The organism is Kribbella sp. NPDC003557 (genome assembly GCF_040610805.1).
Taxonomy (GTDB): Bacteria; Actinomycetota; Actinomycetes; order Propionibacteriales; family Kribbellaceae; genus Kribbella.
In genome coordinates this window covers 1-14,224 of record NZ_JBEXMY010000017.1, presented here as the reverse complement: position 1 = coordinate 14,224, position 14,224 = coordinate 1, and the positions used below count along the sequence as shown (strand labels likewise).

12 protein-coding genes, 1 tRNA gene and 1 pseudogene are annotated in these 14,224 nt (G+C 66.2%); 9 read left to right on the top strand and 5 right to left on the bottom strand.

Annotated features, from left to right (window positions below; all coding sequences use genetic code 11):
• The first annotated feature begins 14 nt into the window (after window positions 1–14).
• Both ABZW60_RS40785 and ABZW60_RS40780 read left to right on the top strand, forming a co-directional pair.
• Window positions 15–551: a GNAT family N-acetyltransferase gene (locus ABZW60_RS40785; protein WP_355486041.1), complete on the top strand. Its 537-nt coding sequence runs from the start codon at window positions 15–17 to the stop codon at window positions 549–551.
• A gap of 141 nt (window positions 552–692) precedes the next feature.
• On the top strand, window positions 693–3,521 hold the full coding sequence (locus ABZW60_RS40780) for a glycosyltransferase (RefSeq protein WP_355486040.1): 2,829 nt from the start codon (window positions 693–695) through the stop codon (window positions 3,519–3,521).
• Between the two features lie 145 nt (window positions 3,522–3,666).
• On the opposite strand, the gene ABZW60_RS40775 is transcribed toward ABZW60_RS40780, so the two are convergent.
• Window positions 3,667–4,254, bottom strand: coding sequence for a TIGR03086 family metal-binding protein (locus ABZW60_RS40775; RefSeq protein ID WP_355486039.1), 588 nt, complete (start codon window positions 4,252–4,254; stop codon window positions 3,667–3,669).
• 64 nt (window positions 4,255–4,318) lie between these two features.
• On the opposite strand from ABZW60_RS40775, the gene ABZW60_RS40770 reads away from it, so the two are divergent.
• Entirely contained in the window at window positions 4,319–5,062 is a 744-nt protein-coding gene (locus ABZW60_RS40770) for a helix-turn-helix domain-containing protein (RefSeq protein WP_355486038.1), read from the top strand.
• 201 nt (window positions 5,063–5,263) lie between these two features.
• Window positions 5,264–6,022: a DUF4386 domain-containing protein gene (locus ABZW60_RS40765; protein WP_355486037.1), complete on the top strand. Its 759-nt coding sequence runs from the start codon at window positions 5,264–5,266 to the stop codon at window positions 6,020–6,022.
• 108 nt (window positions 6,023–6,130) lie between these two features.
• On the opposite strand, the gene ABZW60_RS40760 is transcribed toward ABZW60_RS40765, so the two are convergent.
• A complete protein-coding gene (locus tag ABZW60_RS40760) occupies window positions 6,131–6,613 on the bottom strand; it encodes a DUF1877 family protein (protein WP_355486036.1) in 483 nt (160 codons plus the stop codon).
• Between the two features lie 725 nt (window positions 6,614–7,338).
• Between ABZW60_RS40760 and ABZW60_RS40755 the strand changes: the two genes are divergently transcribed.
• Window positions 7,339–7,683 (top strand): hypothetical protein, encoded by a 345-nt coding sequence (locus ABZW60_RS40755; protein ID WP_355486035.1) that lies wholly within the window; start codon window positions 7,339–7,341, stop codon window positions 7,681–7,683.
• Window positions 7,684–7,999: 316 nt separating this feature from the next.
• Here ABZW60_RS40755 and ABZW60_RS40750 read toward each other — a convergent pair.
• Both ABZW60_RS40750 and ABZW60_RS40745 read right to left on the bottom strand, forming a co-directional pair.
• A tRNA-Thr gene (locus ABZW60_RS40750) sits at window positions 8,000–8,084 on the bottom strand.
• A 107-nt stretch (window positions 8,085–8,191) separates the two neighbouring features.
• On the bottom strand, window positions 8,192–8,443 hold the full coding sequence (locus ABZW60_RS40745; protein ID WP_355486034.1) for a hypothetical protein: 252 nt from the start codon (window positions 8,441–8,443) through the stop codon (window positions 8,192–8,194).
• Window positions 8,444–9,366: 923 nt separating this feature from the next.
• Here ABZW60_RS40745 and ABZW60_RS40740 point away from each other — a divergent pair.
• Both ABZW60_RS40740 and ABZW60_RS40735 read left to right on the top strand, forming a co-directional pair.
• Window positions 9,367–9,840 (top strand): DUF4145 domain-containing protein, encoded by a 474-nt coding sequence (locus ABZW60_RS40740; RefSeq protein ID WP_355486033.1) that lies wholly within the window; start codon window positions 9,367–9,369, stop codon window positions 9,838–9,840.
• A gap of 372 nt (window positions 9,841–10,212) precedes the next feature.
• Window positions 10,213–11,442, top strand: a pseudogene (locus tag ABZW60_RS40735) (IS110 family transposase).
• 27 nt (window positions 11,443–11,469) lie between these two features.
• Here the strand turns inward: ABZW60_RS40735 and ABZW60_RS40730 are convergent.
• A complete protein-coding gene (locus ABZW60_RS40730; protein ID WP_355486032.1) occupies window positions 11,470–11,895 on the bottom strand; it encodes an SMI1/KNR4 family protein in 426 nt (141 codons plus the stop codon).
• Between the two features lie 628 nt (window positions 11,896–12,523).
• Between ABZW60_RS40730 and ABZW60_RS40725 the strand changes: the two genes are divergently transcribed.
• Window positions 12,524–13,468, top strand: a complete 945-nt coding sequence (locus tag ABZW60_RS40725; protein ID WP_355486031.1) for a hypothetical protein — start codon at window positions 12,524–12,526, stop codon at window positions 13,466–13,468.
• Between the two features lie 401 nt (window positions 13,469–13,869).
• Window positions 13,870–14,007: a hypothetical protein gene (locus ABZW60_RS40720; RefSeq protein WP_355486030.1), complete on the top strand. Its 138-nt coding sequence runs from the start codon at window positions 13,870–13,872 to the stop codon at window positions 14,005–14,007.
• Window positions 14,008–14,224: the final 217 nt, after the last annotated feature.

Genomic DNA, 14,224 nt, shown 5'->3' with positions numbered 1-14,224 from the left:
TAGTGTCGTCAGTCATGAAATCCGAGCTCGGTTCCGTCGTCTGGCCGCCTGACCCGATCAAGACCGAGCGTCTGGTGCTGCGCGAGCCCGAGGCCCGCGACCGTACGGCGTTCATCGAGTTGCTCGCCTCGCCGGAGGTCGGCACGTACATCGGCGGGCCGCAGTCCCGCGACGATCTGGAGCGTGCGATCCCGGCCGAGCCCCGGCGCCGCGCCGGCCTGTTCGCGGTCGACCTCGACGGGTCGATGATCGGCACCGTCACCCTCGACGAGCGCGACCCGAACCACCCCGACCAGGTCCGCCCGGACGTCGCGTCCGTCGAGCTCGGCTACCTGTTCCTCCCGTCGGTCTGGGGCCACGGCTACGCCACCGAAGCCTGCGCGGCCGCTCTGACCTGGCTCGCCACCGCCCGCCCCGGCACCGCGGTAGCCCTCACCACCCAGACCGCCAACGTCGCCTCGATGCGCCTGGCAACCAAGCTCGGCTTCACCGAAGTACAACGCTACGAAGCCTGGGGCGCCGAGCAATGGCTGGGCGTCCGGGTGTCCTAGCCCGCCCGGTTCCGATGTCAAAAGCTGCAATTTGCGGCGGATCTGCAACCATCCGGCGCTCCCGCGACATCTAGACAGGTGTAATAGGTCTAGTCCTGATCTCCGATGGGAGGACAGGGGCGGGTGGGGGGAAACACCACAGTGGATCGGAACACAACCAAGCGTCGCGCCGACCGGCCGGCGCCGTCGGACGGTACGCCGGAGGCTCGCGACGGGATGCCCGCGCGGCTCGACGCGGCGGTCCGGCTGCTCGTCGGGCCGGCCAACTTCGCGGGGCAGGGCACCCGCTGGGCCCGGGCTCTCGAGGACCGGGCGCCGGACACGAAAGCGACCTCGTTCGCCTTCTTCAAGGGCGTCCTCGACTATCCGGTCGACTACGGCGTACCGGCGCGGACGTACCGGCGTAACCCCAGGTGGCGGCTGAACTTCTACAACCACGTCATCCGCAACTACACGCACGTGCTGCTCGAAGCGGCCCGCCCGATCTTCGGCCCGCTGCACGGCCCGGACGGGTCCTTCGAGATCCCGCACCTGCTCACCAAGGGCCTGCACGTCGCGCTCATCGCCCACGGTTCCGACGTACGGGTGCCCAGCCGGCACGTCGAGACCGAGCCCTGGTCGCCGTTCCCGGACCTCGAGGACGAGACCGTCGAGCTGCTCGAGCGGAACGCGACCCGCGCCGTGGAGCTCTTCACGTCGTACCCGGGTCAGGTGTACGTCTCCACGCCCGACCTCCTCGACTACGTACCGAACGCGGCGTGGTGCCCGGTGATCGTCGACGTCGACGCGTGGCGCAGCGACGCACCGGTGCTCGCACACGACAAGCCGGTCGTCGCCCACGCGCCGAGCAAGTCGGCCATGAAGGGGTCCGAGCTGATCGACCCGATCATGGAGCGCCTGGCCGAGCGCGGCCTGATCACGTACCGCCGGGTCGAGGGCGTCGACCCCGCGGACATGCCGGCCGTCTACCGGGACGCCGACATCGTGCTCGACCAGTTCCGGATCGGCAGCTACGGCGTCGCCGCCTGCGAAGCGATGGCCGCGGGCCGGGTCGTGGTCGGCCACATCGCTCAGCACGTCCGCGAGCGCGTGGCCGCCGACACCGGCCTCGACCTCCCGATCGTCGACGCGACGCCCGACACCATCGAGCAGGTCGTCCTCGACCTCATCGCGCACCCGGAGCGGGCCCGCGAGCTCGCCGCGCGCGGGCCGGCGTTCGTCGAGAAGGTGCACGACGGCCGCTGGTCGGCCGAGGTGCTGGCGTCGTTCGTCGAGCAGCCCGCTCCGGTGCCCGTCGACTGGAAGCCGTCGTGGATCCGGCCCAAGGTCGTCATGATGGCCGGCAACGACATCGTGTCCGACGCCCGCGTGCTCAAGTACGCGCAGACCGTCGCCAACTGGGACCTCGACGTCACCTGTATCGGCATCCCGGGGCGCCGGCTGAGAGGCGTTCGCCAGTTCGGCAAGGTGCAGGTGTTGTGCCCGCCGATCCCGTCGAAGGTGCTGCTGACCGGGTGGCGCCGGCGGCTGACGATCGTCAAGACGAACCTCAGGCCGTGGTTCGCCACCGAGGCCGAGTACCTGCTGGCGTACAGCCGTTGGCAGTACGCGAGCCGTGAGCTGCGTGCCGAGCGCGGGCGGGACCGGCGCGATCACGAGCGCACCGGCGATCAGCGTCGGGTACGGCGATCCCTGCTGGGGCGATTGCAGCGCGCTGCGCGTTGGCGGTCGCTGCGGCTGCACCGCGCAGTACTGCAGGCCCGCGCGTACTTCGTCCGGCGGCCGAAGCGCGAGGCCGATCTCACCGACCTCGGCATCGGCAAGCGGCGCGAGCGGTTGCTCGCCCTTCACCGCCGGCTGCCGACGGGGCGCTGGCGACGGGTGATGCCGGAGGTGATGGACCAGGAGCTGACGCTGGGTCCGCTGCTCGACCGGCTCCTGATCGAGGTCATCCACGTGCACGACGTGTTCATGCTCGGCATCGCGGCGCGGGCGGCGCATCGGGCGGCGCTCGACGGGCGGACGATCAAGATCATTTACGACGCGCACGAGTACATCCCGGGCGTACCGGTGGTGGCTCCGCGGCGGGTCGCGGCGTACAGCGACCTCGAGCGCGAGTTCATCCGCGACGCCGACCGCGTCATCACGGTGTCCGAGCCGCTGGCCCGCTGGCTGCAGCGCGACCACAAGCTGGCCGAGCTGCCCGACGTCGTCCTCAACGCACCTGTCGAGCCGCCCGCGGACGCCGAGGTCACGGGTCTGCGTGAGCTGCTGGGACTGTCCGAGGGCGTCCCGCTGCTCGTGTACGGCGGGGGCGTCAACCGCGCCCGCGGCGTCGGGACGGTCGTCGAGGCGTTGCCGCAGCTGCCCGACGTCCACCTCGCGATCGTCGCGCGCGCCAACTCCGTCACCGCGGAACTGCAGGCTCGCGCCGTCGAGCTGGGCGTGAGTGACCGCGTCCACCTGGCGCCGTTCGTCAGCGCCGAGGTCGTGCCGCTGTACCTGCGCTCGGCAAGCATCGGCCTCAGTCCGCTGCTGCACGCGCCGAACCACGACATCGCGGTGACCAACAAGTTCTGCGAGTACATCGCCGCCGGCCTGCCGATCATCACCAGCGACACCCCCGCCCAGGCCGATCTGGTCAACGAACTCGACCTCGGCGCCGTCTACCCCGCCGGCGACGTTGACGGCCTGGTCCGCGCGATCTGCACAGTCCTGGCCGACCGCGACCGCCTCGCCAAACGCATCACCGACGACCCCGCCCTCCTACACCGCTTCTCCTGGTCCGCCCAGGCCGAGGTCATCCGATCCGCCTACACCGACGTCATGGGCCAACTCCCCGCCGCCGCCTGGACCCCCACCGCCACCACCATCCACAAACTGATCCCCGCCCCACCCGAACCCCCCGAAACCAGGTGGCACGCCTTCCGCAAGGCCCGAGCCGAAAAGCTCGCCTCAGACGGCGCCTAGCGGTATTCCTCGACGACGACCAATGACCGTTGGTCCTCAGCTTTGAACCCAGCGGCCACGAACTCGCGCCGGGCGTGACGCCCATGTGCACCGTATTGCGCGAGCGGCGCACCCTCCGACTCCATCTCGGAGGGTGCGCCGCTGCTCAGAGCCGGAGTCGAGACCAGGCCCAGTTGGGATCACGGCCGGTGAGGCCGAGGACGCGGTCCAAGGTGGTCGCGTCGGCCGGCACCGCGACCTGCGGTCCGTACATGCCCATCTCCCGCCCCTGCTCCACGCCGGCGAACATCGTGTCGTGCAGATGCGCAAGCAGGTCGGCGGGCAGTTCCAGCCGCTGCCCGGTCGCGACCGCGAGATCCCAGCCGTGTACGGCCAACTCGCCGATGATCATGTCGCCCATGACGGGCGCCGGCAGCGTCTGCGGCGTGCCCATGCTCGTCTCGCCGGCCCAGGCGTTCGGCGGCGCCCACGACGACGTGATGTCGTCCAGCAGGGCGAGCAGGCGGCCGCGCCAGTTGTCGGCTGCCAGGTCGACATCGGACTCGGAGGTCGCCGGCTGCGGAACGGCCTCCTTGCGGCCGGCGCCGGCGAGCGACGGGCCCCAGAACAGCAGGTGGTTGACCAGGGCCCGCACGTCGTACTGCGTGCATGGAGTCTTGTTGGCGAGCTGGTCGTCGGTGATGGTGTGGGCGACTGCGGCCATGGCCTCGGCTGCCTTGGAAATGTGTGACATGGCGGCGATGCTAGGCAGCGTCGGCCGGAGGGGTATTGAACAAAGGCGACATACACTCTGCCGGGTGGGACGGGACATTCGTGAGCTGGCGAGTGCCTGGACCAAGTATCAGCGTCACGCCTTTCATGACCCGTCGCCGGCGCTGGCGCCATGGGTGGAGCATTACTGGGAGGCTCGCTGGGATTACGCCGAGCCCTACCGGCAGAAGATCGTGCCGTACCCGAACGTGCACCTGTCGTTCGGCGGCGGCCGCGCCGACGTCAGCGGCGTGTGCAGCGGCTACCAGATCAAGGTCCTCGAGGGCCGCGGCCACGTCTTCGGTGTCGCGTTCCGGCCGGGCTGCTTCCGCCCCTTTCTCGATGCCCCCGTCTCGATGATCACGGACCGCGTCGTCCCGGCGACCGAGGTGTTCGGTACGGACCTGCCCACCGTGCTCGACGTACCGACCATGGATGCGTTCCTGTTGAAACACCTGCCGTACGACGACGCCCGCGCGCGCCAGGCAGCGGCCGCGGTCGAGGTGATCGCCAAGGACAAGGGCATGACCAGGGTCGAACGCCTCGCCGCTGAGCTGCGGCTGAGCATCCGGGGGCTGCAACGGCTGTTCGCGGAGTACGTCGGCATCGGGCCCAAGTGGGTGATCCGCCGCTACCGTCTGCACGAGGTGACCGCACGCATGGCCGCCGGCCGGCCCGTCGACTGGGCCGCGCTGGCAGCGGACCTCGGCTACGCCGACCAGGGCCACTTCATCCGCGACTTCAAAAGCATGTTCGGCGAGCCGCCGACCTGGTACGCGCACCGGTATTAGTCAAGGGCGTCGAGCGCCCAGCCCGCGTCACCCCGGCGTCGTCCGTCGACTGACCGGCTACGCCCGCCCGCCAGTTGATCTGCGACAGACGACAGCGCGGATCGCGGCTGCGGACGTGTGGCGTCTCAGCAGTGGTCGTTCGCCTCTGACCTCAACGCGGAAGCCGTTGAACGCTGGAGATTGAATGGAGGTGTAGGGACCATGGCATCTACGACGTCGTATCCATCACGTGTCCAAGGCGATCCTCGGTCCGGCAACAGCGTGCGTGAGCACAGGGCTGCTGCCACGACAGCGGGGATCCTGTTCATCGTCGGGACGTTGGCCGGCATCCTCAGCAAGGCCGTCACTTCTTTCCCTGTGCACAATGCGGACGACCCGCTCGCCTACGCCGCGGACCACTCCGGCACCGTCGCGACGGGGGCGCTGCTCGTGCTCGTCATGGGTCTGTCGCTCGCGTTGGTCGCGGTGGTGCTCTTTCCAGTGTTGCGACGGGTGGACGAAGTGCTGGCCACGGGCTACCTGATCATCCGAGGGGCGGTCGAGACGGCCACCTACGTCATCGTCGCCATCGCGTGGCTGGTGCTCGTGCCACTGGCCGAGACCATGTCGGCAGGACCGGGCACGGCCTCACCATCCGGCGTGCGTCTGGGTACCCTCGTGATCGACTCTGATGGCGCCGGCGTCATTATGTCGCTGGTGTTCTGCCTTGGCGCCGCCCTGTTCTACGTCCTGCTCTTCCGGTCGCGCATCGTCCCCCGCTGGATCACGGTGTGGGGTCTCATGGGGATCCCGTTCTACGTTGCCGCCTACCTGCTCGCGATGTACGGAGTTGTCGGCATCAACTCCTCCGAGGTGAATGTCCTCTGCCTGCCCCTGGCCGTCCAGGAGATGGTGCTAGCGGTCTGGATGATCGCGCGCGGCTTCCGTCCGGCGGCCATCTCGAACACGCCCAAGATCTGAAGGAGGCCACAACAGAGACCCACCCATCGGCTGCTTGTTTCGCGGGCAGCGGCATGTCCGGACGTTACTGACCACTCGTCGGTTCGGCGGTGCCGGCGTCGGCGGGTACTAAGCCGTGAAGATAACGTGACGCTTACTCATGGCGGCCTGCTGCCAGAAATCGGTGAGATCCGTGAAGTTGTCCCACGTGTAGTCGAAGTCTTCGTCTCCGAACTCCGCGTAGTCCGCGGCGTCGATCTGCTCGTAGCCTCTGCGCAGCGACTCCTGGGTGACGGACATGAGCGCGGCAGCGACAGCAGGAACATGGGCTTTGTCGACCAAGACGACCAACTCGTCCTCGCCGCTGGTCAGCAGCTTGCCACCTAGGACGGCGAGGTTGAGTGGGCTGGAGCCGTTGTCGATGGCAAGCCGGCCGTCGGTGAGACTTCGGTGGATCGCATCCCAGGCCTTGTCGGTCGCCACGTTGTAGTCATCGTCGCGCTCCTCGATGATCTCGTGCACATACTCGGAGATCGCCTCGTCGGCGCCGTCCATCTCGAGAAGCTGCTCACGATCATCGTCGGTGATCGCAAAGTGCATGCCCAGGCTCATTCAGGTGCCCTCCCTCGTCGCGGGATTCCGAGGTGCACATTGTGCCTGCGTGGGCTGCTGTCGTTCGGACAAGGCATGCGCGCCCGCAAATTCGGCAGATCCTGGCCTGTCGCACATCAGTTGACGGGAATCTGTCGCGGATCTATCGGCGGACCATCTGATGGCTGATTTGGAGCAACAGCAGTCCGACGCGGTGGCCCCATCGCATCCGTCGCGCCGAGGACTTGGAGCTGGTCTGGCCGGCAGCTAGCGCCATCGTCCGCAGGGCTTTCACGGGGTTCGCTGGTTCTTGGCAGGGGCTTGCTCCTGTGTAGTCGTGGCGGCGCAGCCGGCGAGTAGCTCGAGGGCGTCTTCGGTGGCAGAGCCGGGTTCGGCTGCGTAGATGGTCATGGTGAGGTCGGGCTCGGCCCGCGGCCGGCGCCAGAAGCGGTCGGCTGCCCGGAGGGGGTCCATGGCCCTGACCGCTGGCGACGTTGGACCCTCGTGCACACGAGCGCGGAGCGGATGATGACAGAAGAGACGAGCTGCCCCGTTCGCTACCGGGGAGACTCCCGGTGGTCAGGGCCCAACCGAGGGAGGTTCCCATGCGAGTACTACACACACCGAGATCCTCGAAGAAGGCTCCGGCCCGCGACGGGCCGATCTCACGGACCGCGAAGTCGACCGGCCGGTTCGGCTTCCACCTCCTGGAAATGTGCGCGGTCATGTGCCTCGGAGGTGGGGTCTTGATTGCCGTGTTCTTCGGCGTCGCGTCGCTTCTCGGGTTCACTGAACTGAGACAGGACGCCCCCGCGCTGTCAGCGCTCATCTGCTCCGTCATCCTGGCGGGTGCGATGACTGGCTGGATGCGGTTCCGGCGCATGGAGTGGCGACCCACTCTGGAGATGGCCGGGTCGTCCGTGGCGGCCGGCGTACTGCTGATTGTCGGGTACTGGACCGGCATCGTGTCGCAGGAGGCACTGGTTCCGAGCGTGTGCGGTCTGGCATGCGTCGCCATGATCGCCGTCATGCTGTTCCGCCTGCCGCTCTACTCAACTGGCCACGCCGGCCACCACGGCGGTGCGACCTGAGCGAGTGCCAGAGGCAGGTCCGAAGAGCACCCACCATCTCGGCGCGACGCCTTCACAGCGCGGGGTCGCGATCTCGCCAGGCTGAAACGAGTTGACGCGGCAGACGAGGTGCTCCGCGAGCGTCCGGCCCCGAGGGTGGCTCAGCGCGTTCCGGGCACGCCTCGGCGGCGACGGCCCCATGGACCTCTACGGGCACCCGACCGAACCTCGCGGACGCCTTCAAGAGGCGCGGGGACACCACGGCGACCGAAGGCGATCGAAGCTCGGAACGACGAACCCCCAGCGCCGGAGAGTGGTCTCTGACCTGGGGGTTCGGTGGAGCCGCCTGTCGGAATCGAACCGACGACCTTCTCATTACGAGTGCAGCGAGCGCCGTCCACCAGAGTTGACCGGCCAGCGGCCCGAGCCTGAGAAACACGTACTCCGGTCCACCAGCGTCCACGGCGGTACACGACCTTGTTAGCAAGCCCGTTAGCACCGGGAAGGCGGAGCGGGCCGCGCGTCGGGTCTAGTTATCGTCTGGACGAGGTAGCAGGTCCTCGAATCCGTGGGGAGCCTCGCCGAGCTCGTTCGCCACGTAGTCGCCCAGCATCTCGCCATCGATGAGATCGAACGCGTTTGCCGCTCGAACGTATGCGTCAATCGCTCCCTTGACGAATCCCGCTTGGTAGTCGCTCTCCTCAGCCTGCTCCGGGTACCGCTTCATCTCCTCGGCGATTTCCCGCAGGAACCATTCACGCTGCTCGCGCTCAGTAGGCATGGCGACATCATGTCGTACGTCGCCTGCGCACCCCCTCAGCCCGAGTGCGTGGGCAGAGGAAACCGCGTTCCAAGATCTCGATCTCGGCGGCGCGCCTCCCAGTCCACCGCGTGCCGGACTGTACCGTCAGCTCAAAGGGGATTTCAGACGCGCACGAGCGGAAACTTGCTCCACTCTCGGGCGTGTCGGGTTGTTGTGCCCGCAGGGATCCGTGCTGAAATGTCTCTTGAGCTCGCGTGGTGACGGTCACCGCCTGCCGCCTGCGAGTAGCAAGAGAAAGGCCATGTCCCCATGGTCGAGTTCCAAATCCGTAAGGCTGGCGGTTCGCAGCCTTACTACTGTCGGGCAGTCTCCACCGGGAATCACGCGGTCTTGATGACGAGTGAGACCTACTGGAACAAGGGTGATGCCATCAACGTGGCTCGCCTGGTAGGCGGCCCGAACGCGAAGATCGTCGACTACACGTGACCGAGTAGCGACAAGCCCCGCGTGGTCCCGAGATGTCCTAAGCACCTCGGAGCACGCGGGGCTCTTTCGTCATTCAAGCGTTGATAGGTGTCAATGGCCACTACTTAGCCATGTGACACGCCTGACAGGTCGGACATCCACAGTTGCCGGCCCTTGACAGCTGCCGATCCAGATCAAGCGCCCGCGGCGAAAGCACTGGGCCGGGCAGCTAGAGCGCACGAACCCGATCTGTGCTGCGAGCGGTATCGACGGAGCAACTCGCTACCATCTCTAGGTTGCGAGGTGGGACCATCAATGGCATGGCAGTAGGACACGGCGGCGTCATCCACGTTGGCAACGGCTCGGGAACCTCAAACCCCACCCAGGAACTGGCCTGGTTCGACATGACCTGCGGTCACTGCGATCGGACGGTAACGGCGGCGGTCCTTGCGTACACGGAGCAGAGCCCTCCAGTCATGCGCTGGGTTCGGTGCCCCTCGTGCGGTCGCGCGAGCGCTGTCAACGAGATCAACGTCGTCTCGCCGGCGGCGAAGTTCGGCCATGACGTGCAGGGCCTTCCTGAGACTGTTGCGCAGGCGTACGACGAGGCCCGGAGATGCACGGAGGTCAACGCACACACGGCCTGCGAGATGATGTGCCGAAAGATCCTGATGCACATCGCCGTCGACAAGGGCGCCAAGGACGACCTCACCTTCGCCGGCTACGTCGACTACCTGCAGGACAACCACTACGTCACCCCCTCGATGAAGCCGTGGGTCGACGTGATCCGCAAGCATGGAAACATCGCGGTGCACGACCTGCCGCACACCGATCGCGACCGCGCCATCGGAACCCTGACGTTCACCGAGCATCTGCTGCGGAACGTCTACGAGATGGAGCACCTGGCGAAGCAGTTCGCACCTTCGACCACGCCTGCCCCGTCCCCCTAATGAGTGGGTAACAGGGTTCCGGGCGGCTGTTGACGTCTTCCCGTCCCTTGGCCGCTCAGGCCTCCTATCAGGCCGACGCTACTGACGCCCGGACCCCGTTCGCAGCACTGATCCGGTTCGGCGCGTCGGCCGAGTTGGCGGCTCGCCGGCCGGGAGTGTTGGTCGTGGTTCGAGCCCGCCCGCACGGCCAATACCTCGTTCACCGGGAGCCTTCGAGCTCTGATCTGCAGACCGGGGCCGTGGGGGTTGCTGGGATCGCGAACGGCTCATCGGAGGGAAGACCGCAGAGTCTCGTCATTAGGGCGCCGCGCGTTCTCGCCAGGGTCCGAACCGGACCGAATACCGGCTAGGAGGAGGTGCACGCAGGTGAAGATGTACTGCGGGATCGACTGGGCCGAAGGCCACCACGACATCGCGTTGATCGACGAGTCCGCTCAGCTGATCGCGAAGAAGCGCATCAGCGAAACCGTGGCCGGGTTCGCCGAACTCACCGACATGTTTGCTGCGGTCGGCGACTCCGCCCTAGACCCCGATCGCGGTCGCGATCGAGACCCCACGCGGTCTGCTGGTCGCGGCCCTGCGCGCGACCGGGCGGCCGATCTATCCGATCAACCCGATGGCCGTCGCCCGCTACCGGGAACGACACACAGTCAGCCGGGGCAAGTCTGACCACGCCGACGCGATGACGCTGGCCAACATCTTGCGCACCGACCAACACGTCCACCGCCGGCTGCCGGCCGACACCCACCTGGCCCAGGCGATCGCAGTACTGGCCCGCGCACTCCAAGACGCCACCTGGCGCCGCACCAAGGCCTCCAACGAACTGCGCTCACTGCTGCGCGAGTACTACCCGGCCTTCCTCGAGGCCTTCGCCAGCAAGAACGCCAGCAACCTCGCCTCGACCGATGCCCGCGCGGTCCTGGCAATCGCCCCCACGCCGACCGCGGCAGCCAAGCTCTCGAAGGCACGGATCGCTGCCGCGCTGCGCCGAGCCGGGCGCCAACGCCGCATCGACACCACCGCCGCACAAGTCCACGCCGCGCTCCGCGAGCCACAGTTGCGCCAGCCCGACCTGGTCGAGCACGCCATGGGCCGCCAGGCACTCGCGCTGCTCGCGGTCCTCGACACCGAGTGCCGCAACGTCGACGAACTCGGCGAATCCGTCGCCGAGGCGTTCCAGCAGCACCCCGACCACGCCATCATCACCAGCTTCCCCGGCTGGCCGACAACACCGGCGCCAGGGTCCTGGCCGAACTCGGAGACGACCGGACCCGCTTCACCGACGCCCGAGCAGTCAAGGCCTACGCCGGGTCCGCACCCATCACCCGCGCCTCCGGCCGCACCGTCTCCGTCACCCACCGCCGCGTGAAGAACGACCGCCTCGCCGCCGCGGGCTGGGCCTGGGCCTTCTCCGCCCTCGCCCACGACGAACATGCCCACCGCCACTACCGACACCGACGCGACCACGGCGATCGACATCCAGCCGCACTACGCCACCTGTTCAACCGCATGCTCGGCCAGCTCTACTACTGCCTCCAAACCGGTCAGCACTACCAACCCCACAAAGCCTTCGCCGCACCGCAGCCCGATATTGGAGTCTGATCAGACGGACCAAGACTCCCGGGCACGTCAGGTCTTCATCTGCCCGGATAACCACCCCAACCAGAATTCACGAAGGTTCGGTGCGAGTGGTCGCGCTTCCTGCTCGATAGGCGACCAACTGAAGATGGTCGGTTTCCCATCGAGTGCGACACAGAAGGGATCTCCGGTGCCGTCGTCGCCGAAGCCAAGCAGCGTCCGGCGAGCCTCGGACTCCCATCCGTTCCAGGCTTCAAGATTCCAGCGTGCAACGTCTCCAAGCCGCCACATCACGAACCACTCGCCCGGCTTGTCAAAGATGCCGTCCGTCGCCTCATACAGTCCGCGCAGCTCGGCCGGGAACGTGATGCCGAGCCGAAGCTCGACGGCCGCGATCTCGCCAGTATCGACGGGAGGCTGCAACGCCAGGCCGTCGTCAGCAGCCCGCAACGTTTGTCGCCACCCCGCCGCATCCATGAAAGGCAGCCTCTCACGCCAGACCGCGACCAACACAGAAACCAAGCACTCGAGACTTGCCGCTTAGCCACATCGGAGGTCTGATAGCTGCCAAACCAGGTCAGCGCGGTGCGGGTCAAGAGTCGGCTTGCCGATCCCGTAGGGACGCGGAGCGCTCTTGACGCGTGCCGTGCTGACCGTACGATCGGGCGGCAGGGGGACGGGGCTACCTGCGGTCGACCGCAAGGACGTGGACGAGGCCGGCGCTTCTGGAAATGAGGAGATCTTGGTCCGTCACCGCGCGGGGTGGGCGAGGTTCGGCCGGCAGGCCGCATGGGCTCGCCCACCCTGCGCGGTAGGCGCGCCGAAGGCGCGCCCTTGATCCATAAGAGCGAAACTCGGCAGAGAACCTGATGACCTGGACAGGACAGCGGGACGACCCGAATCCAAGGCTAGGTCCGTAATAGCACCCGATCTCCGCGCTGCGTCTTACGACCTCTTAGATGCTGCGGTCGCGATTCCTGTCGCAGACTGAAGGATCAAACGTTTGCCGCCGCGCTTACGAGTAAGGCGTAGTCATCAGCCATCCGAAGTACTAGCCTGCCCACTGGGGTGCTGATGCATGCTTTGACGCACTTAAGGGGGGCACATGAACGCAGGAGTTGGGCGGAAGACTAGGATCGCCGGTCGATCTCTCGAAGACCTTCGGTTAAGGGACGTCGAGCGTCGCCACCGGCAACGTCAGGAGCCGGGCATCGGCTTGGACACGTCTCTCAAATTGGTTGGCCTGATCGGGATTGGCATCTATGCGATTCTTTTCGTCGCATATCAGGCATACTATTCAGTCCTGGGCATTCATCCAGAAGAGATCGGAGTGACTCAATTATTCCTCCTATCTCGTTCCATTGCCTTCCTTATTTTGATCGCAATCCCGACTGCTTATGTTGTCGGGATAGTCATTCAGGCGAGGTGGCGCGCCGAGCGAGAAGCAAGGTCGGCATCCAAATTGTCGGGCCAGCAGGCCGAACAAGATAAGGACAGGAAGCTGAGGAAGCTAAAGATCCTCGCATCATCGACCATAACTCTCACGAGTGGAGTCTATCTGCTGAGCCGGTCACTGGAGGGCGCAGGACTCTACGGCATCGGTCAAACAATGTTCGGCGCTGTGACGCTGGCATTCGGGGCCGCGGGTTTCGGGTTACTGTTACTGTGGCCGCAATCCAGGGAGCGCATAATTTTAGCAATGGTAACAATTACGGTGATCGCGGCCTTCATTGGAGCGGGCATCGGCCTAACAAGAGAAGCGCGCGAAGCCGCTACTTACGTTGTCGACTTCGGTGATGAAGTTCCTCCAATTACAATGCTCGGTCTATCGTTGTTAGATATCGAGACTCAGCGGGTTGAGGTTAGCTGGGTCATGCCGCAACCCCAGCGTCCAACAGCACTATTTACCTCGGGACTCCAAGCCTGCGCACTGTTGATCGGAAAGAGCACGTCGACGGTTTTTCTTATCTTCACGAAAACCGGGCCACAGGTCAGTCAACTGCCAATCAGTAGTGTCACCATCCGGCGTGATCGGGAATGCGATATCTGATGGGCCCTGGCGGGAAGGATTGGTCGAGGCGTGCAGTGGTGTCTGAAGAATGGTGCTAGTCCACGACTCGATGCGACTTACAACGAAAGAGGCGAAGGTCGTAGCCGAGCGCGGCAGGAGACGTAGGGCGCCATCGATCTTGCGCGCAGCACGCTCATCGGCACCCGTGCATTGCTCCACCAGGCGGACAGGCTTCTAGTCCGTCGCACATCAGTGGCGGAGATGTGTCACGGATGAGTCGTCGGATCACGGATGGTCGAGGTATCGGCGGAAATGTCAGGGTCGCGATGGCCACCGCTCACCATGCACCAGTGCGGCGATCCCGACGGGGCCGTTCGACACCGACGAAGCTGTTCCTCCAGGAGGGCAAGCGCGAGCCTGTACGGGTCCGGGCTGCGTACATGAGTGATGACGCGATCCGCGACATGGCAACCCGGTTCACGCCACACGGCGCGATCGAGACCAGTCGCCAGGACATGAGCCTGATCAACCCGAACACGGTTGACGGCGAAGTGGTCGAGAGCGGTGAAGCCGCATGAACGCCAAGGTTCAGGTCGCCAGCCAATTCATACTGCCACTAACGGCGCAACTGCCGCTCCCGATGCGGGTCACCATCAACCAATGGATCATCCGCGGTTCGCGTGACCGCGCTGCCTGCCTCGGTCAAGTCCTGTGAAGTGGTGTACGAGGTCTGGTGATTCGTCGTTGTCTGGTTAGGCGCTGATCGCGCTGGCGGCCTGGGGGTTGTCCTGGGAG